At 32.0% G+C, this 20,688-nt stretch carries 18 protein-coding genes; 2 read left to right on the forward strand and 16 right to left on the reverse strand.

What is annotated here, in order from left to right:
- Together RMO53_RS03940 and RMO53_RS03945 are read right to left on the reverse strand one after the other, a co-directional pair.
- Positions 1 to 855, reverse strand: a complete 855-nt coding sequence (locus RMO53_RS03940) for a glycoside hydrolase family 25 protein (protein ID WP_310378238.1) — start codon at positions 853 to 855, stop codon at positions 1 to 3.
- A 7-nt stretch (positions 856 to 862) separates the two neighbouring features.
- Positions 863 to 1,582 carry a CDP-alcohol phosphatidyltransferase family protein gene (locus RMO53_RS03945; RefSeq protein ID WP_310378240.1) on the reverse strand — a complete coding sequence of 240 codons (720 nt, stop codon included), beginning with the start codon at positions 1,580 to 1,582 and terminating at the stop codon, positions 863 to 865.
- A gap of 278 nt (positions 1,583 to 1,860) precedes the next feature.
- Between RMO53_RS03945 and RMO53_RS03950 the strand changes: the two genes are divergently transcribed.
- Together RMO53_RS03950 and RMO53_RS03955 are read left to right on the forward strand one after the other, a co-directional pair.
- Positions 1,861 to 2,847: a PorV/PorQ family protein gene (locus RMO53_RS03950; RefSeq protein WP_310378324.1), complete on the forward strand. Its 987-nt coding sequence runs from the start codon at positions 1,861 to 1,863 to the stop codon at positions 2,845 to 2,847.
- A gap of 25 nt (positions 2,848 to 2,872) precedes the next feature.
- Positions 2,873 to 4,006, forward strand: coding sequence for a DUF4105 domain-containing protein (locus tag RMO53_RS03955; RefSeq protein ID WP_310378242.1), 1,134 nt, complete (start codon positions 2,873 to 2,875; stop codon positions 4,004 to 4,006).
- 71 nt (positions 4,007 to 4,077) lie between these two features.
- On the opposite strand, the gene RMO53_RS03960 is transcribed toward RMO53_RS03955, so the two are convergent.
- The 14 genes from RMO53_RS03960 to RMO53_RS04025 all read right to left on the reverse strand — a co-directional run bounded on the left by RMO53_RS03960 (position 4,078) and on the right by RMO53_RS04025 (position 20,655).
- Positions 4,078 to 5,472, reverse strand: coding sequence for an exopolysaccharide biosynthesis polyprenyl glycosylphosphotransferase (locus RMO53_RS03960; RefSeq protein ID WP_310378244.1), 1,395 nt, complete (start codon positions 5,470 to 5,472; stop codon positions 4,078 to 4,080).
- An 83-nt stretch (positions 5,473 to 5,555) separates the two neighbouring features.
- On the reverse strand, positions 5,556 to 6,923 hold the full coding sequence (locus RMO53_RS03965) for an O-antigen ligase family protein (protein WP_310378246.1): 1,368 nt from the start codon (positions 6,921 to 6,923) through the stop codon (positions 5,556 to 5,558).
- Positions 6,920 to 7,999 carry a glycosyltransferase family 4 protein gene (locus tag RMO53_RS03970; protein ID WP_310378249.1) on the reverse strand — a complete coding sequence of 360 codons (1,080 nt, stop codon included), beginning with the start codon at positions 7,997 to 7,999 and terminating at the stop codon, positions 6,920 to 6,922. The genes RMO53_RS03965 and RMO53_RS03970 overlap by 4 nt, the downstream gene beginning before the upstream one ends.
- 1 nt (position 8,000) lies before the next feature.
- Positions 8,001 to 9,128: a glycosyltransferase gene (locus RMO53_RS03975; protein WP_310378251.1), complete on the reverse strand. Its 1,128-nt coding sequence runs from the start codon at positions 9,126 to 9,128 to the stop codon at positions 8,001 to 8,003.
- Positions 9,129 to 9,171: 43 nt separating this feature from the next.
- The gene (locus RMO53_RS03980; protein WP_310378253.1) at positions 9,172 to 9,906 is read right to left on the reverse strand and encodes a class I SAM-dependent methyltransferase; all 735 of its coding nucleotides are present in this window, start codon (positions 9,904 to 9,906) and stop codon (positions 9,172 to 9,174) included.
- Between the two features lie 160 nt (positions 9,907 to 10,066).
- A complete protein-coding gene (locus RMO53_RS03985; RefSeq protein WP_310378255.1) occupies positions 10,067 to 11,419 on the reverse strand; it encodes a phospholipid carrier-dependent glycosyltransferase in 1,353 nt (450 codons plus the stop codon).
- A gap of 87 nt (positions 11,420 to 11,506) precedes the next feature.
- Positions 11,507 to 12,604 carry a glycosyltransferase family 4 protein gene (locus RMO53_RS03990; RefSeq protein ID WP_310378258.1) on the reverse strand — a complete coding sequence of 366 codons (1,098 nt, stop codon included), beginning with the start codon at positions 12,602 to 12,604 and terminating at the stop codon, positions 11,507 to 11,509.
- 19 nt (positions 12,605 to 12,623) lie between these two features.
- On the reverse strand, positions 12,624 to 13,370 hold the full coding sequence (locus tag RMO53_RS03995) for a class I SAM-dependent methyltransferase (RefSeq protein WP_310378260.1): 747 nt from the start codon (positions 13,368 to 13,370) through the stop codon (positions 12,624 to 12,626).
- Between the two features lie 111 nt (positions 13,371 to 13,481).
- Positions 13,482 to 14,483 (reverse strand): glycosyltransferase, encoded by a 1,002-nt coding sequence (locus RMO53_RS04000; protein ID WP_310378261.1) that lies wholly within the window; start codon positions 14,481 to 14,483, stop codon positions 13,482 to 13,484.
- Positions 14,473 to 15,840, reverse strand: a complete 1,368-nt coding sequence (locus RMO53_RS04005) for a glycosyltransferase family A protein (protein WP_310378263.1) — start codon at positions 15,838 to 15,840, stop codon at positions 14,473 to 14,475. Before RMO53_RS04005 ends, RMO53_RS04000 begins: the two co-directional genes overlap by 11 nt.
- Positions 15,841 to 16,023: 183 nt before the next feature.
- Positions 16,024 to 17,166, reverse strand: coding sequence for a glycosyltransferase family 4 protein (locus tag RMO53_RS04010; protein WP_310378265.1), 1,143 nt, complete (start codon positions 17,164 to 17,166; stop codon positions 16,024 to 16,026).
- The gene (locus RMO53_RS04015; protein WP_310378268.1) at positions 17,163 to 18,236 is read right to left on the reverse strand and encodes a glycosyltransferase family 4 protein; all 1,074 of its coding nucleotides are present in this window, start codon (positions 18,234 to 18,236) and stop codon (positions 17,163 to 17,165) included. Before RMO53_RS04015 ends, RMO53_RS04010 begins: the two co-directional genes overlap by 4 nt.
- Positions 18,229 to 19,626 (reverse strand): hypothetical protein, encoded by a 1,398-nt coding sequence (locus RMO53_RS04020; protein WP_310378271.1) that lies wholly within the window; start codon positions 19,624 to 19,626, stop codon positions 18,229 to 18,231. Before RMO53_RS04020 ends, RMO53_RS04015 begins: the two co-directional genes overlap by 8 nt.
- Positions 19,627 to 19,695: 69 nt before the next feature.
- Positions 19,696 to 20,655 (reverse strand): glycosyltransferase family 2 protein, encoded by a 960-nt coding sequence (locus tag RMO53_RS04025; RefSeq protein ID WP_310378273.1) that lies wholly within the window; start codon positions 20,653 to 20,655, stop codon positions 19,696 to 19,698.
- Positions 20,656 to 20,688: the final 33 nt, after the last annotated feature.

Raw genomic sequence — 20,688 nt, forward strand, 5'->3', positions numbered from 1 at the left:
CTACTCCAGAGTAATAAACCCCAACTGCTCTGCATCACCATTATAAATATTAACATCTACATTGCCTTTTATTCCGGAGACAGTAGCTTTCTCGGTAAATTGCCAAAAGAGCCAATCCTCCTTTATTTCTTCGCGATAAAAGTTATAATTGGCAATCCAAAAAAGATAATCCTTAAACTCTTCTTTCAAAAAATCATCATAATAGTTCTCCCCAGTATAAATTATAGGACGGACTTTATAATGTGCTTCAACTAAAGCCAACCATCGTTTTAAGCCAATTTTGAGATTGACTATCGATTGTTCCTTCGGTAATTTTTCGATATCGAGAACTGGTGGCAAATCTCCTTTTTGCAAATGAACTGTTTTTATAAAAAGTTTGGCTTGTTCCATTGAATTTTCATTGGGACGATAATAATGATACGCTCCACGAATTAGTTTCGCTTTTTTAGCTCCTATCCAATTTGTTGCAAATTTACTATCGATCTTATCATTACCAGCTGTGGCTCGAATAAAAACGTAGCGCAAAAGGTGTTTTTGTTCTAATGTATCTACCAAATTCCATTGAATTGTTCCTTGATATTGCGATACATCAATTCCTATGACTTTATCTTGATGTTTTTCTAACACTTGAATATTTCGAATGTCCGAAATACGTTTATTTTCGGATTCATTTGTTAAAACTTTATCCGATTTGAAACTAAAATAATAAGCTAAACTATTTCGATAATGATACACAAGACCAAAAATAAAAATAAGTAAAACGAATAAAACGGAATATTTTTTAGCAAAAAAAGAAGTCTTCTTTTGCGGTTTACGTCTGACACTAGTTTTACTTCTTGCAATTTTCTTCCGCATCAATAAACTACTTTTTTAGGTATTGGTTGTTCATTATTGAAAGCAAAACATAAAAAAGGATCACTAATGGAATTCCCAAGTATTGGAAAAAAACCAACAACAAAACCGACAAAGTTAAAAAGACGATTTGTAAAGCATTTTTTTGGAAACTAAAATCTTTTATTTTTAAAGAAAACAAAGGGATTTCGGCATTCATAATGTAAGCACTTAATAAGGTGATTGCCAATAAAACCCATTGGTTAAAAATAACTCCTAAAAAATTATCATCAAAAAAACCTAAATTTATCAAGGGTAAACTCATGACAAATAGTGCATTTGCAGGTGTAGGTAATCCAATAAATGAGTTGGTTTGACGTGTATCTATATTGAAATTTGCTAAACGATAACATGCTCCAAGTGTAATTATAAAACCTAAAAACGGAAAAGCAATATCACACCAGGTCCAATGTTCTATTATCCTATTAGCATACATCAATTTATACATTACAAACCCAGGCGCAACTCCACTTGTAACCATATCAGCTAGTGAATCTAATTGCAAACCAAGTGGGCTTGAAACCTTGAATAATCGTGCAAAAAAACCATCAAAAAAATCAAAAAATATTCCCAAACAAACAAAGAAAAAGGCATATTCAAATTCGTTTTCAGCTACAAAAACTATAGCAATACAACCACAAAAAAGGTTGAGTAATGTAATGATATTCGGGATGTGTTTTTTAATTTGCATCGTTTATAGATTAAATGGTCAAAGTTCACAAATTTAATATAATAAGTGAATGAGAAGCACGTTTTTAGTAGAGATTTAACCCTTTCAGGGTTTAAAAACGGGAAAGGGTTGTTAAAAAAGAAATAAGCTCATTAAAAAATTATATTTTTGATAAAAAATTAAACAGTCCAAAAGGACTGAAAAAATAGACAGCCTTGAAGAAGATTCAATTATTGCTTTTGTTTTTAGTATTTTCCAATTCATTTAGTCAAGCGGTACGCAAATATTCGAATGAGTTTATGAATATTGGCGTTGATGCGGCCGCATTAGGCATGGCAAACGCAGTGACTTCGAGCACAAATGATGTCAATGCGGGTTATTGGAATCCTGCAGGATTGGTGCATCTTGAAGACCATCAGTTTGCTGTTATGCACGCCAATTATTTTGCAAATATTGCTCAATACGACTATATAGCTTATTCAAAACCTATAGACGACAGAAGTGCTTGGGGCATTTCGATGATTCGTTTTGGTGTAGATGACATTTTAAACACCACCGAATTAATTGATAGTCAAGGAAATATTGATTACAACCGCATCAGTCTATTCTCAACTGCTGATTATGGTTTTACATTTTCGTATGCTCGAAAATTACAAGTTCCCGGTTTTCAATATGGTGTAAATGCCAAAGTAATTCGGAGAGTTATTGGTAAATTTGCTAGTTCATGGGGTTTTGGTTTTGACATTGGATTACAATTTGAAAAAAATGATTGGCAGTTTGGATTGATGTTACGTGATATTACCACAACGTATAATGTGTGGAATATTGATGAAGATGAGTATGCAAAAATAGCCGCTGCGATTCCAGGACAAAATCAAGAATTACCGGAAAGCACCGAAATAACAGCTCCAAAAGCGCAACTAGGATTGTCCAAGAAATTTATCGTTCGGTATGATTACAGTATTTTGGCTGCAGCCAATTTGAACATGCGATTTGCTAAAACCAATGATTTAATTTCGACCGATTTTGTGAGTATTGATCCCGCAATAGGTATTGAATTTGGCTATACCGACTTGGTTTTTTTACGAGCTGGAGTGGGGAATTTTCAAAATTTAGTTCAACTAGACAGCACCGAGAAAATAAGTTTTCAACCCAATCTTGGTTTAGGATTCAAGTACAAAGGCATTCAAGTAGATTATGCCTTAACCGATTTAGGAAATCAAAGTGCGGCTTTATACTCGAATATCTTTTCGGTAAAAGTAGATTTGGGACTTTTTAGAAATTAAATTTGAAGTTTTAAATATTTACAATATGAATTCCGTATTCAAAAAAATCTTATTTATTATTCTGTTAATGGCTGCTGTAAATGGTTTTAGTCAGCAACAAATATTGTCAAAAAACGCCACTGTTAGTATACTTACTTGTGATTTGGGCAATGAATCCTATTCCTTATTTGGTCATACCGCAATAAGAATTACCGATATAGAAAACCAAATAGATGTTGTGTACAACTATGGAGCTTTCGATTTTGCAACCCCAAATTTTGTAGCCAAATTTACAAAAGGAGATTTACAATATTTTGTAGTAGCGCATTCGTTTACTGATTTTATAAACCAATATCAATATGAAAAACGAAGTGTTTATGAGCAAGAACTACTGTTTTCAGGTGTTTATAAACAAAAATTATTTGATGCTTTAAATAAAACCCTACAATCTGACGACCGTTTTTATACCTATAAATTTATAGATCAGAACTGTACAACGATGGTAGTTGACATTATAAATTGGACATTGAATTTAAAAGTAATCGAGAAAAAAGATAAAACAACAATTACGTATAGAAGCATTTTATTCCCTTATTTCAATGGTCATTTCTACGAGCAATTAGGCACCAGTATTATTTTTGGAAAAAAAGTAGATCAACTTGGTAAAAAAATATTTCTACCGTTTGATTTACTTCAAAGTCTAAAAACGGAAACTTTTAATAGCCAACCGTTGGCAAAAGCAACCGTAACTTTGATCGCTTTTGAGAAACAAACCCAAACATCATGGTGGAATACTATTTATACCTATTTGTTCGTTCTTGGATTCATTCTACTAATAAACAAAATAAAAATAGATTTTATATACCTTACAATTATAGGAATTATAGGGGTTTTCTTTGCTAGTGTAGGGTTTTATTCATTTCACCAAGAATTAAGCGCAAATTATAATGTATTATTGTTCAACCCAGTATTGCTTGTAATGCTCTATTTTTATGGTATTAAAAATAAAAAATGGATTTACAAACTAGCACTATTTAATCTCTTCTGCTTGTTAGTTTATGTAGTAATCCTAATAAACAAAGCCTATTTATTGATTGTGTTGCCTTTAATAATTACGAATGGAGTAGTATTAATTAAACTGGCTATTCAAAACAAAAAACCAATTTCTATAATTATTTAAAAAAGAATATAACGCTAATTTACAAATCAGTAAAATTTTAAAGCTATTTTCTGAAATCTGAAATCTCCTATTTACTGTCCTCTATAAAACAAAACCGTACTGATCGTTTTTATGGTGATGTTTAAATCTAGGAAAACGCTTCGATGTTTGATGTAATACAAATCGTATTGCAGTTTGACAAGACTATCTTCTAACGATTCTCCATAGGAATAATTAACTTGCGCCCATCCTGTTAGTCCGGGTTTAATAACGTGTCTGGTTTCATAAAAAGGCATAATTTCGGCAATTTCTTTGACAAAAAATGGGCGTTCGGGTCTTGGACCTATGACTGCCATATCACCTTTAATAATATTTACAAATTGAGGTATTTCATCTATTCTTGTTCTGCGTAAAAATTTTCCAAAAGGAGTAATTCTCCTGTCATTTGAAGTAGAAAAAGCGGCTCCATTTGGCTCTGCATTTTGAACCATAGTTCTAAATTTGAATATTTTAAAAAGTGCTCCGTTCTTACCTACTCTATCCTGAGTGTAAAAAAGCATTCCTCTATTTCCAATAAAATTGCCAATTAAGATAAAAGGCAGTAATACAATCCCAAAAGACAATCCCAGAATTGAAATTAAAAGTTCAAAAAACTTTATTGCTCCTAAATAAATTTGATTGTTGTTGCTGCGACTAAATGGGAAAAACTTATAAAAATCTCTTGTAATATATTGAACCGGAATGCGCTGTGTTTTCTCTTCATAAACTTGAGTATATTCGCGAATAGTATTTCCGTTTTCTAATAAGTACAGGAGTTTTTGATACAAGTCTACCGTAATGTCTTCGGTTTTTTGTGAGGCAATAACGATTTCAAAAATGTTGTTTTCGTTGACATAAGGAATTAAATCTTGCAATTTAATATTTTTTACAAAATGGTATTCAAAACCTTCATTTTCTGAAGAATCTGAATTTACATAGGCTATTATTTTATAATGAGGATCAACATTCTCAAGTCCTAAAATTAATTCCTCGATTTGTTCTTTGTCACAAACTAATAACACATTTTGCACAAATCGGTTGGATGCTAAAAATTGAACATAAAATATTCTCCAAATTAATAATGCAAAAGATAGTGTTAAATAAAACAGCATTATTTCGAGTCGTTGTGAAGGCAATTCAGCCGAAAATATTGGCGTTAGCAAATAAAGCAAAACCGTTAATACCGATGTGATTAGGGTGTTTTTTATGATTTGAAATTGATTGCTAGCAGATTGCAAATCATACATTTCAAAAACAGTACCCAGAATGTTAATATAAAAAGCTACTATTAACGCATATTGAAAATGAACAGAGGTTTCATATAAGTATTGCAAGTGAAAGTAACTTCCAATAAAGTATAGCGCCAATAACACAAACACAACGTCGAAAATTCGCAACAGAATTTTTCGTTCCGAAACCTCAAAATGGATTTTATTGTTTTTATTCATTATAATTGTTTCCTACTGCTTTTAAACAGACAAATCTAAACAATCATACTATAAAAGCAATATAAAATCGATGAACGGCACTATTAGTATTTTAAAACCTCATTAGAGATTTCTTTTTTCTTGTTTACAAACCCGAAATTAACATTCAGCAAAGCAAGAGAATAGACAAAAGCAGGTGCAGCCGTTCGCATGGCTGCATGATTAATCGTTAAAAACCAAAACACAACAAAACACAACAAATACATATTGAATTTGTTTTCTAAATACAAAACGAGCGGCGTGAAAAACAATATTAATAAACAAATAATTCCCAATGTTCCATGCTCTGCAAGCATTCTCGTGATTTCATCATGAGAAACAAGAGCATCTTCCCCTGTCATCATAGATCTTTCTTCAACTCCTTTTCCAACACCAACACCAAAAATAGGGTTCTTTAAAAAAATATCAATTTCTTGTTTTGCAATGTCTTCTCGACCCGTAAATTTACTTGCTTTAGCTCTACCAAGAGCATCTTGATTGGCATAACGCTTGTCGATTAAACCACCCGTTTGAAACGAAGTATAAGCCCAAGTAATCATTAGTGCAAAGCATACTAATCCAAATATGTAATTCAATTTTACCCTTCCTTTAAAATTAGATTTAGAATACAAAAAAAACAACAATAAGACAATCATCAAAAGCCCGGTTATCATTCCACCTCTAGAAAAAGTAAGCACCCCACGATAAGTAATATTCAGGGCGATAATCAAATTCATGGCGATCATAAATTTTGTTCTGGATTCTAAAATAATCCTCGAAAAAAAGATAAACATTCCCATTCCTAAAATGGTAGCTACTTGATTGGGGCCAAAACCACCAGATGTTTGACTATTTGATCCAGTTCCTGTAATTAATTCACGAATATTAGGGGCGAAGAAAGACAAATAGACCATGCAACTTATTATAGGTAAACCCATACTCAAAAGTATATTGTTCATTTGATCTAATGGAATTTTCCTCCTGAATGTATAAATAGAAGCTATTCCTAAACAAACAGGACCTGAAATGTTAAAAGCTATAGTATTTCTCATTTCTGTTTCAAAGTTCAATACAAACGTTGTGAGCACTACACTAGGTATTAGTAACAATAAGAAAATCCAATAGGGTGTGGCACCTTTAGAAAATCCACTAAAATACATTCCCAGAAAAATATAAGCAATTACCCCATATTTTGATATTTCGTATAATGGATTTCCACCCGTCATCCTTAAAAAAACTTCGCTACCTACAACATAAGCAGCCGCAATTAATGCCTCATTATTTTTATTCTGCTTTTTTATAATATAAAAGGCTCCAAAAATAAAAATAAAGTAACCGTATATTTTTGCAAGAAATGGAACCAGAAATATAACAAACCCTATCCCAACGTGGAGCAGAATTAAATTCAAGTATAAAAAATCGTCCTTTTTCATTTATTACTATTTTGCATCCAATTTAGGTATTTTTTTATCACGGTTGTTTCTGAATAATTCATTTCAATCGTTTTATATAGTGCTTCTCCAAATCGAGTCCTTAACTTTTTGTTTTCAATCAATTGTACCAGAGCTTTATAAAATAAATCGGGTTCATTCGAAGGAATCAAAAACCCATTCATACCGTTTTCAATTAGTGTAGGTATTTCACCTACATCTGTGACTACCACAGGTTTTATATGGCTTCCATATTCTAACAAAGCTACTGGTAACCCTTCGGATTGTGAGGTTAATATTGCTATAGTAGACTGGCTGAGAATGTTTCCTACATCTTGTTTGGAACCGTATATAAAAATAGTATTTTCGAGTTGAAACTCAAATATTAATTTCCTGATTTTATTAGAATATTCATCATCAAAATCTTTGCCTACTAAATGAAAGCTCCATTCTGGATGCAATACTTTAAGAATTCTGGCAACTTCAATCAATAAAAAATGATTTTTTTGTTCTCTTAAATTAGCCAAACACAAAATACGTTTTTCATCGTTTCCTTTTAAAATAGTTTGCACTTTGACTTCTTTTTCTTTAGCCGAAAAATTTGGTAAATAGATCACATTTTTAAAATGCAGTTGCTGTTCTGCCCAAGTTTTAAGTTTTTGATTAACTGAAATAATTCCGTTAAAAAACAGAAGCGTTATTTTCAAGCTAATACTTGGTCTTGTAGATAGAAATTCACTGTCTCCATAATGATCGTGCCAAAATAATTGAATTCTAGGACAAGTAAGTTTTAATAAAAATGCAAAGAAAAAAGAAGTGCTGTGCGCATGAATATGCGTTACTTTGTTTTGTGTTACGAATTGTCGCAACCTAAAAATTGCTTGAAAATCAATAATGCTCTTTTTGTTTAAAAACAAATACACTACATTTTTATTTAAATGATACTGTAGCGTGCCTTCTTTTCGGGTAACCACTAATCCAGAAAACTCCATTTCATGAGAAATCGCATTGGCATAATTGACTGCCATACGCTCAGCACCGCCAGTTTCTAATGAATCTATGATTTGTAGAATGCGCATTTTATAGAGTGTTCATTAGCTTCTCAATCTCTTGCTCAAAAACATCCAACGTATATTTTCTGGACCAATCACATGCCGCAGTAGCCATTTGTTGGTAAACCATATTGTCTTTTATCATAGTTATAATATTACTGATATCAACTTCCAAGTTTCCAGTCAACAACAAACCTCTAGTTCCGTTATCCAGCATTTGTGGCACCACCGATGTTGGAATTGCCAATGGTACACAACCCCAAAACATGGATTCTGCCACTACTTTAGGCCAACCTTCAAAACTTCCGGATTGTAATACTAGAAAATGACTGTTTTTATAGACCTCAATTAGGGACTCTTTATTGGCATTGCCTTTTAGAAAAACACTTTCTTGCAAATTGTTTTCCCGTATTACTGTCGCTATTTCATCATAAAGAATTCCATCTCCATACAAATCTATTGTAGATTTAATTCCGGTTTTGTTGAGTGCTTTTACGATTTTTATACCATAATACGGGTTTTTCCCTTTGGTTAAAGTCCCAACAAAAACAAACTTTATGGGTGTTTGATTCGTATTCCGAATGTTTATGGGTTGTTTTTCATTTTCATGATAAGTAGCTGTAAAAAAAGATTTTATATTTTTAGAAGCATTATTCCAATCTCCATAAACTAAAACCTGCATGTTTCGGGTTAGGAACGTATTATTCAAAATCCATCTTTGCAAACGGTAACTCCAAGGTTGTACCGAATTAGAATCCCAATTGCTGGCATATTTAGCTGTTTTTATTTTATTAGGGAATAAAATCTGAACAAAACAACCCAATAACCCAATATTCCCTGGACAACGCACATGAATGTGATCCGCTTTTTGCATGGCTTTAAAAATAGTCCAACTTATTTTGGGCGTTTTATAAAGAGTTTGGAATACTGCTTTAACTCCCAAAACATCGAAACTTTCAATGGGAACGAATTCTATATTAGAGTGCTCGTAACGAATATCAATAGCAGTTTTTTTGGCTTGGATTAACGGCGCAACTATAATAACTTTATCGGTGTTTTTGATCCAAATATTCATCTCCCGAACATAAGGTGCATAGGCGAAGTATTGCTTTTCTTCGAGAATATGTGGCACATGAGTTATGATAAGGAAAGTCATCTATAATGTATAAAATTGTTATTAATAGGAGAAGTTAAAAATTTTAAAATTCTTTTTTTACAATACAAAACGTGCTCACACCAAACGGAAAATTAATATACCGAAGTAGCTTATTTTCTACTAAAACTAGTTGTAATAATAAAGCATTTGCATATTTATTGCCGACTATTTGTCCTTTTTCTTTTTTGCTTTGTGGGAAAAATACACTCATTTTTCTGAAAAAATAAACAGGTAAGAATAACGAAAAATTCCAATAACTGGCTTTCAAAATGGTAAGTTTTGCATTGGTGAGTTTGGTCTTCAATTCGTTTTTTGTATATCTTCTAAAATGTCTATTAACTTCATCATGATAACTCCATAACGATCGAAAAGCAGGTACAAAAACATACATCATTCCGCCTGTTTTTAACAATGATTTCCAGTTATTAATTGCTTTTAAGTCGTCTTGTAAATGTTCTAAACAATCTGATGCTATAATGATATCAAATTCTTCGGATAAAGTAATATTTTGTGCATCCATTACGTGAGCATTTTGAATCCCATTTTTTTTACAGTTTTGAATCGCTTTTTCACTAATATCTACTCCAAAAAGGTTTTCAGTTTTAAATCCAAGCCGTTCTAAATCTTTCAAAAAAATACCCGAAGAACACCCAATATCTATAATTTTACTATCTCGTGGTGCGTCTTTCAACAAATCGAGTAAATACTTTCGACGAGAAACGAACCACCAATTACCGGTTTCCACTTCATGGTATTTTTTTTCATACTCTATATCCATCAAACACTTTTTAAATTTATTAGGCTAATTTGTTAATATATTGTAAAATCTTTATTTTGTTAATAATATCATGAATCTTTGTTAAACAATTTAGTTTCCCATTAAAACTATTTCTTGTTACAAAATAAAACATACCTAAATTGATTTGATATTAAATTACTCATTTGTCAGAAATGGAAATTGGAAATAAAAGAACAGCTATTTTATTGATTATTTTTTTTATCCAATAGATACGATATAAACCTGCTGCACTCATAATATATAGTGCTACTTTAGAAGGAAAAATATAACGTGGTTCCATATAAGTCAATCCATGAAAAACTAGCAAAGCAATAGTTATTCCCCAGAAAATCCAATACTGAATTAAGTTTTTTTCGTTGAATAAAAATAGTCCTACTCCTAAAAGTACAATTAAATTGATACTGTTGATAATCAGAAGTAAACTCCAAAAACCAAACGCACCCTTAAACGGTCCCAAATCAAATTGGCTAGGCTGAACTTTACTGATAATGTTAATATGACCATAAAGGCATTTTATAAAAAACTGCCTTGTGAACCAAAAAGGGTTTGTAAGTACATCATTAATAATAAATTCCTTATACACGTCATTATAAGAACGATTCGTCGAAGTGATAACTGAATCTAATTTGGCTCCATTTTTTATCCAATTTTGATAATCTCTGCTATCCGGTCGATTGTCACTTTCCCAAAACCGTAGATCCATTGGTTCTTCACGAAATTGAAACCTACCGATATGTGCCACATAATAAAAATAAGATTCTTGGCTTCCAACCGATTTGGTTTCTGTAATATTTTTAGCTAACTTCAAGAAACCAGATATTAATAATCCAACAATTAAAAATGTTAACATCATTTTTTTACCATAGTTTTTAAAAAACGCCTTATCCTTATAAAAAGAAAACAAAACCACCAGAAAACCTATTCCTAATAACAACATGGCATTGGGTCTGTTAAGTATAAATAACAACAACCCTAGCGTAAGCATTATCCAACCGCTTTTTTTATTGGGTTCCTTAAAAGCAATTGTCCATCCGCAAATGGCTAATGCCAAAGAAAAAAAAGCGGGTATTTCGGCTAATATCCCCAAAGAATAATAGCAGTGAATTGGAAAAATAAAAAAAAGCAATACACTCAAAAGCCCTACTTCTTTGGAGAAAAAAGAGGTTGCAATTCTAAAAATCAGCAACAAACTAATCGTGGAAATCAGGAATGTAAATACCACCGCATACGTCCAAAGCTGATCATCTGTAGCATCAACTGGCGCTAGTAAATAGACCGGTGTATAAAATAATAATGGTCCAGGTGCTTTAGTAATTAGCACTTTATCAAAAGAAATTTCTCTTTTAATAAACAACGCCAAATTCTTTGACTCTTCGTGAAAAGTGATATCTCCAAATTTATTTGCCTTAAACGGGAAATTTAAAACTACCAACATCAGTAGCAAAGAAATTACTACAACAACGAGATTAAATCTTTTGGTAGAAAACGTCATTTTATTCATAAATAATTTTCATTGTTGTTGTTTTTGAAAGTGATGTTTCTATAATTTTGTGTGGTAAAAGTAAAGTAACATTATATTCTAGCAAATTATTTTTGAAAAATTATCACAATAGTTTTTCATACTAAACTTATTGAAATAAGTTAACCTTGCATCAATACCCATTTGTGTTTGGAGATTGAAACTATGCTCTACTTTTTCAAACAATTCAACCATTGAATCAATATTAGGTTCAAATTTAAAACATTCCTTTTCATCCGTCAAATAATGCGATAAACCTGTCGCGTTTGAAATCAACAAAGGAGTTTGATTCATCATTGCCTCTAAACCCACTGTTGGTAAATTATCAAACTTTGAAGGAATTATGACAAAATGACTTTCATTCAAATAAGCATCAATATTATCATAAGGTAATCCACCCCGATAGTTTATGTCTTTAATATCATTTACCACTTCTATAATCTTTTGCTGCTGACTGCCTGTTCCTGCAATATTCAAAACCATTTTAGAGTCTTTAAACTTTTTTTTATAGGTTTCAAAAGCATGTACAAGTTCCATTACTCCTTTTGAAGAATCTAATCTACCCAAATAGGATATCACAATCGGATTTTTGGCAATGTTTGTTTTATTTTTAAATCTATCCAGCATTGGATTCAATATCACGAGGCTTTTTGTGATGCCAAAAAAGGATTTTAAGTCGTCTTTTGCCATTTCGGAAGGACATATCATCAAATCACAAAAGAATTTATAAAATATTTTTTTTCTTATAAAAAAAAATCTTTGCTTGAAAGTTAATTTATTCAAATCTTCTAAAATTTGAGTACTCAAAGTATGATAATATTCTATTGTTTTTACTTTTCCAAAAGATAAAATTTTTGAAACACTAACCGCAATATTACTTCCTACAAAATGACCAATCACAACATGAGGTTTATATTTGAAATATATCATTGAAAACCAAAAAAAATCTTGCAAGGAAGTGGGTCGTTTTGTGGTTGGCCAAGAGCAAATTATAAGTTCTCCTGTGTTTATTTTTAAGCTTTTTTTTTCTAAAAAATGAGGATGATGCGAAATAAATAATACTCTATTTCCCATGTTCGCTAAATGATTCGCCAAGTGATAACTCATTGCGGCAAACGAAATTTGGCTGTAATTATGGGCAATTATTATTGTCTTCATAAATCTATAATTGGAATCCCTATTTTTTCGTAGCCTCAAAATATAGAGTCGTACCTTGATATTTATTAAAAAAAACTTTTATACAATCGATATAAAATCCTAAACTTTTAAGTTGCAAATAGGGCAATTTTTTTACTAAAACCTTACAATTGCTATATTGATGCTTTTCAAAAATATTTTTGATATTCTCTTTTGTGAAAAAATTCAAATGAATTGGAGGTTGATCTTGAAATATTTGATCTTTCTCTCGTTTAGGGTAATTGTGAATTTTATTATAATTAGGCGTCGAGAGTATGATTTTCCCGTTTTCATTCAGTTTTTTGAATGCCAATTCAAGAAATAAATTCAAATCTTGTAAATGTTCAATCACTTCCCAAAGCATAATGACATCAAAATTTTCGTTCAGGTTCCCAATTATGGCAAAGTCACCGTGAATGGTATTTAATTTTAAAATTTGAGATTTTTCAAAAGCTTCTTTGTCAAGCTCAATACCCGTATATCTAATTTTATTATCCTGATAGCCTATATAATATCCTATTAATCCAACACCACTTCCTATTTCTAAAACAGATTTACATCGCTTATTGAAAACATTTTTCTTTATTATTTTCGACCGATCATAGCCTACTTTTACTCTATTTCCTTCTAATAATTTATCAAATTCAACTTTTGAATGTCTTTGATAATGGCTATTTGACTGATTATATAATGTATCATAAACCGAAATAATTTCTTGTTGCGAAAAAATAGTTTTACAAAATATCAATTTACACTTGGTACATTCTACCAAATTAAATTTTTTATTTACCAGCTCAATTTTCTCAAAGCAAACTTTGCAACAAAAATATTCAGTCATATAATCATTTTTACAAAATTGTTAATTGGAAATTTTTGGTTTATTCCACAACAAACTCCACCAACCTACTGTTCTACCAACTGCTTCAGTAAAGGCTTGCTTTCGTTTGGTTGTTGTAAATGTATTGCTAAATCTGATTAGAGTCAAGAGAATTGTGATAGAATGCCATTTTAATTTAGCCGCAAAAAGTGGTTTTGGGTTTTTTATTCTCCATACATACCATCCATTACGCACTACCATTTTACCGTATTGGTATTGATTTGGTCGTCCTGAAGGATCATGGTAATGGTTTAATTTTGCAGCGGTATTCAAAAATAACTGACCTGTTTTAGCTAACCGTAATGTAAAATCGGCATCTTCATATAGTCCATATCCTTCAAAATAGGTAGAGAATTTGATTTTTTTGAAAACTATTTTTTTATAGGAGGAAACACCACCCATAAACTGCTCAACTTCGTAAATTTTTCCGTTTGGAGGTAAAAAACCTGTATTTCTACCATGTGCATATAAAGAAGAATATCCTGGTGGGCAATCACTATCAAGCCCTAGAAGTTTTCTTAGGATAAAGCGGCTTCCATCCATTCGTTTCCAACCATCATAAAAGTATTCATTTATTTTAGGTTTATAATCCATTCCTACATAACTGCACTCAATATCACTAATGATATAACCACCAACTCCCAAAGCTTCGGGATGAATTTCGTAGGTTTGAAGTAATTGCTCAAAATAATCCTTCTCTAAAACCGTATCATCATCAAGGAAACAAACTATTTCTATCTCCTTTCCTAATTTTTCAATACCAAAATTTCTTTGTTTAGTCAAACCCCGTTGTTCTGGTGGAACTAAAAAATAAACTAAATTATCAAATTTATTTTCTTTTAAAATAAGTTCTGTTTCTTCATTATTAGAGCCATCAATTACTAGAATTTCATCAGGATATAAAGTTTGCCCCTGAACCGATTGCAACAATTGAAGCAGCGGTTTGGAACGCATGTAGGTACAGATAATGAGGCTAAATTTCATTTTGCTTTTTTAATTCGTTTGCCCAAAACACACTGCTTTTCCATTGCTTCTGAAAAAAACTTAAATATCGAAATGGGTTTTTTATTTTTTGATATTGGTAATATTTAAAAAACAAGATGGTTTTATATCCTAAAATTTGCTCCTTTGTATTATGCAAAATATGATATAACATTACGGTTGGCGATGGTTTGGGCTGTATGCTTTCGTTCTGCCATTGCAGTACTGGTTTTGTTCTAAAACCACCCATTGGTGCTTTGAGATGCAAAATTTCAGGCTCGGGTAAATACAAAATATCGCAACCTTGATTGCGCAACTGCATACCAAAATCACCATCTTCGCCAAAACCAAACTCATACCCCATTTTAAATTCACATCCTTTCAAGTTTTTTGCAAAAACAACACTACAACCCGAACCAAAAGCTACCCATTGAAATACAGAATTGTATATTTTATTTTGCCCTTTTTGTAAACAACTTATAGACACTGCTTTTGCACCAAAATCGGCATTCTTCTCTAACACTTTTTGAAGAAAGTCTTTCCCTATTTCAATATCATCATCGGCAAAGAAAACCCATTCACTAGATATTTTTTTTAAGGCCAGATTTCTGGCATTGCATGCTCCAGCTTGATGAATGAAAAAATGCTCAATTGCAAAAGGCCATTTTTCATTAACCAAATATTCTAATTCAGAACTACTTCCTTCGACTGGGTTTTGTTCTACAATTATAATTTTGTTAGGCAACAACGTTTGTGCCGAAAAATCCTTTAATGTGTCATATAAATAATTTTTCCTTCCAATAGTTGGTATAATTACATCAATGGTTTTCTTGTCCACTACATTTTTCGATGATTGCACCACGATACTGTCTAAATTTAGGCTTTCGCTGCTTCTTTTTTTGTAAAATACTGCACCTAAAAAAGGCAATAGGGATAGTTTTCGTTCGTATAATATAAGATCCAACAACAGCAAAAATACCCAGCGGGTTTTATAGTGTTGTTTTACAAAACGAAAAAGGGTGTAAGGATTCGCTTTGGGTATTTCGATTTGTGTGTTTTGTATTAAAAGTTTTGGCTCTGAGTAACAAAACAACCCTTTTGGCATGGCTAACTTTGCAAAAGAACATAAAAAATAGTCAAAATCCTTATCAAAAGGAACGGTTCTCCCTAGAGCAACTAAAACTTCGGTATGAATCACCCCAACCCAACTACTCATTTGCCAGGTCGGGAAAGCAACTGACTTATTGATTTTTATAAATGGCGATTCATCAACAAAGCCTATTTTTGAATCAAAAAAATTATCCTGACTTGGGCAATAGGATAGCATCATTTTTTTGTGGTGTATAAGTGAATCTATCACTTTTAAATTCAGTTGCTCTTTTAAAAGTGAATTACACCAAACTATTTTTTTATCGGGAAACCTCAGTGCGAGTTTGTAAAGTTCATATGCAATCGTATTCTCAACCTCAAAATCTATATTTTGATTTTGGGATGAAACAACTTGGACAATTTTATTATTTAAATGGTGAACTACTATCAAAACCTACCTTGTTAAAGATTTATAATACGCCAAACTATGCTTTGCCACAACTGTAACACTGAATTTTTCAATTATTTTTTCTCTTCCTTTTTCACCAAAATCTTTTTGCATTTTAGGATTTTCAAGTAAATCAAGAATGCGTTGAGCATATTCTTTGTGCTGTTTTGGGTTTACCAAAAAACCATTTACTCCATCGTCAATAACTTCGGATGCCCAACCAATATTTGATGCTACAACTGGTTTTTGCATCGCCATGGCTTCTATCCAAGAAACGGGTAAAGCTTCGGCAAAGCTAGGAAAAACACATACAGTTGCTTGTGCTATTTGCATTTTTATTTCAGTATAAGGAACACTTCCCAAATAACTTACTTTTTGTATTGCTTCATCTGAAAACAGCGGTTGCATCATTGCCCAAGTGGAAGTATTTCCAGAAATACTGTCGGAAGCATTCTTACCAACCAATACTAATTTCACTTCTGGATTATTTTTTATTACTTCATTAAAAATTAAAGGCAACTCGAGCGCTCCTTTTTTTCGAATCAAGGTGCCAAAATACAAGATTGTATTATTGCCAATACTATTGTCATTTCCATTGAACAAACTTGTATCAATACAATTTGGAATGATAGTAAACTCTTTTTTTAATCCAAAAATTGCGTTGGTCAAATCGGCAGTAAACTGACTTACCGAAAGCAATCCACTGGCGTTTTGTAACGCTCGTTTCTCATGAAATGTATTAACCCACTTTACCGGACGGTTATCCAAACGACAAAAATAAGTATCTGAACCATTGAGTCGAATAACAATTGGGCATTTTTTTGGATTTATAAAAGAGGTTATTCCGGTCCAATCTGGTGCTTCGACCAAATCAATTTCTTGGTTAGCGTACAATTGATTGATGATGCGTTCTATTTTTTTTCGAGTCAAATACCAAGACAATCCTTTGAATTTTATATTTTTAATTTGTTGAACACAAATGCCATTATCATCAAAAACAGTATCTGCATTTTGACCATAAACCAAGACTCGAACACAACATCCTTCTGCCAAAAGTCCAACAGCTAAATTCTTAATACTTGTGCCGATACCACCAGAGTTTCCTGTGCTATGGTGTGGATATTCGGGAGTGAGAAAGGCTATTTTCATGGTAGTAATTGTATGTGATTGGTTACCATTTTTTCTAAATTAAATTCCTTTTCGATTTGAAAGTTAACGTCATTATCGATTTTAAAATTTCCTAAAACAATGTTTTTTATAATGGTTGCCAGAACTAAATAATCTTTTGGCTCAAAGATAAATCCGTTTTTACGGTGTTCAATTATTTCAAGATTGCCACCAACAGTTGTAGTAATTACCGGAACATTAGACATTAGACTCTCTAGAATAGAAAGACTAAAACATTCCATATAAGTGGGTTGCACCAAATACGCATAATTCGCATAAAGCTCATTTAGTTTAGATGAACTTCCTTTAAAATTAATGATTGAATTCAAATTAAATTTAGTGGCCATGTCCAACAATTCTTTTTCATATGGTCCATCTCCATAAATATCAATTTGAATTTGGTTTTTGATGTTTTCTTCTACTATTGAAACGGCTTTCAATAAATCCTGAATGCCTTTTGATTGGCGTAAATGAGAAGTTACAATAAATTTATTTTTATTTTCTTGAGTTCTCTTAACAAAAACCGAAGTATCAATTCCGTTATAAATCACGGTGGTTTTTTTGTCTAGAAAATATCCGTAATCTTTGAGAATGTGCTTTCGGGTATATTCAGAAACGCCTATAAACTGGTCAATGTATCTGGAATACAAAACACCTTTGATTTTATTTTTTATGATTTTAGAAATAGGGAAACCTTCAAGCGGTCTTGGATTGTGATCTACCACGATGGTATGTTGTATGCCAATTGCTTTTGCACTTTTAAAAAAAGAAGTACATAAAGCCACGAAATGGGTAATTAAAACATCATATTGAGGTTTTTCACTGATTACTTTTTCTAAAAAAAACAGTTCCACATTTTGATTATTGGCACTATAAATCGTCAATTCCGAAAAAAATTCAAACGGCTCATAATCCGAAAAATACCAATCGATTTCATAACCCAATAATTTAGCTTTACTGTCATAAGCAACCCAAAATCGATCCATTCCACCAATGCGGTTTGAGTTTAGCGCATAATCGCAGACGACGGCAATTTTTTTTGGTTTAATCATTAAAATGAGATAAGACGTAAGCAATTCGCTTGCTGGTTCCTACTAAAGGTTTGCTGATTTGCAAATCTATCATTTCTTTTCTTTGCCTTACTCTTTCCTTTGGATTACTTAATGCTTGATTAATCTGCTCAATTAATTCTTCTTTGTTTTTTGCAATGAAGACCGAACCACTATCTACTACTTTTTTATAATGATCAAAATTTAAAAAGCGTTGATCGTTGTACAAACCATTTTCTGGATTCCCAAAAACGGTGTTGATTACGGGTTTGTCAAACAACATAAAATCGAGACTCATGGTCGAACACATATTAATATTTAAATCTACATGTTCTAATATGGAGCGCAAATCTGTAATATCTTCTTCGCTTGGAACTCGTTGCGACCAAGTTTCTGCATGATTTTCTCGGGTCAAAATCCACTTTGGAACATTCCAAATAATCTCTGGAAATTCGTCTCTAATTGTTTTGAATCTGGAGTCGTCTTCGGCTGGAGAAGTCCGAACCAATAGCTGTACTTTTTCTTTAATTTGTTTATTCCTCATAGCATTGGCAATGGCACTAATAACTATTGGATCATTTTTACCAATAGAAATATCGGCACAGCTATAACAAATGGTTTTCGTGTTTTCGTCTAAATTAAATTTTGTATAAAATTTTTCGATTGTCGTTTCATATTTTGGCATTACATAAGGCTCAAATTGTGGTGTTCCCACTACTTTGACATTCTCACTTTTTGCATTTGGATAAAAATACAATAACTCCTTTTTCATTAAATCACTCCAAACAAAATAAGAATCAAAGTTACCCATCATTCTCCCTTTGGAGGCCAGATTGTCCCAACTAAAAATAAAAGTACTCGTAGGGATTTTTAGTTGCTGTGCAGCATATAAAAACGGAGCTACATAAGGTGGCCTTTGATGGGTAAAAAATACATGTGTAGGCTTGTCTTCTTGTAGCAATCGCAAGTAAGTTTTTGTTGTTTTATTGTTTGAAAACGAGAGGAATTGCAACTTTTCTGTCAGTAAAATACTTTTATTCGAATAAAAAAAACGGGTGAAAAAATAAATGATTTTGACCAACATGGAACGAGGAGAATTTGTGGTTGGATAACCTGTAACAAGATTGTCTTTCATACCATAAAAAGATTGGTGCTTTTGCAAATGCGCCACTTCTTTCCATTTCCTGAAAAACCAAGTTATTTTTTGTTCTTCAAAAACCTCTAACTCTTTCACTTTGATATTGGTTTTTATAAAAACAGTAAAAGCACTTATGGGTAAACCGGAATAAATAATAACTTCTTCAAATTGTTGACTGGCTTCCATGATAAAATCGCTCATAATGAAATTCCTGAAACCTACTCCGTCTGTGATTACTATTGCTAGTTTTTTCATTTAAATAATCTTGCATACTTTTACAAAGTCTATTGTGTTGCACAATAACTTTATCCATTCAATTAGAGCTTAAGAAATATCCCAGTTTTTTATTTCTTTTTTATCAACAATTAATTCTTTAATTATAAATAAAGGACGCTTTTTTACTTGAAAAAAAACACGAATTAAATATTCTCCAATAATACCAATCGATATTAACTGAACCCCACCAAAAAGAATAATTAGAAAAATGATGGCCGTAAAGCCATCAGGTATATAATCACTCGAGAATCTTTTTACAAGCGTAACAATAAAATAAATTACGCTTATAGACATCGTGGAAACACCAAGGAAAGTAATAAATTTGATTGGGAACTCGCTAAAGTTAAATATTCCGTTCATCGCTAATCGCAGGAGATGCCTCAAAGTATATTGAGTATTTCCTGCTTGACGATCAGGACGACTGTATTTGTAACCTATTTGTTTAAAACCCACCCAACTTCTCATACCTCTTAAATACCTACTTTCTTCGGGCATTTTATTCATAACATCAACTACTCTTCGACTTATAAGCGAAAAATCACCCGAGTCTAGAGGAATATCTATCGAGGCAATTTTTTGCAGCATCCGATAAAATAATTTATAAAGTCCCACTTTAAAAGCGCCTTCTTTTCTGGATTCTCGTACGGCATAAACTACATCGTATCCATCCTTGTAGAATAGATACATTTCTTGTAGCAATTCAGGAGGATCTTGCAAATCTCCATCAATAATCATAACGGCTTCAGAAGCATTGACCATAGTCAAAGCGGCAGTTAATGCTATTTGGTGACCAAAATTCCTAGACAAAATAACACTTAAAAATCGATCGTCTACTGAAGACAATTGTTTCATTAAAAAAGAAGTACTATCTGAACTACCATCGTCAACCAAAATTACCGTTATGACCAATTGACTTCGGTTTAATAATTCAGTAATCCGTGATATTAATAGAGGAAAAACTTTCTCTTCATTATATAATGGAATAATTATATTTATTTCAGGAATCATTTTGTTATTGGTTAATGAAAATTGATGGTATCA

Origin of the sequence: Flavobacterium sp. (assembly GCF_031409475.1) — a bacterium.
GTDB lineage: Bacteria > Bacteroidota > Bacteroidia > Flavobacteriales > Flavobacteriaceae > Flavobacterium.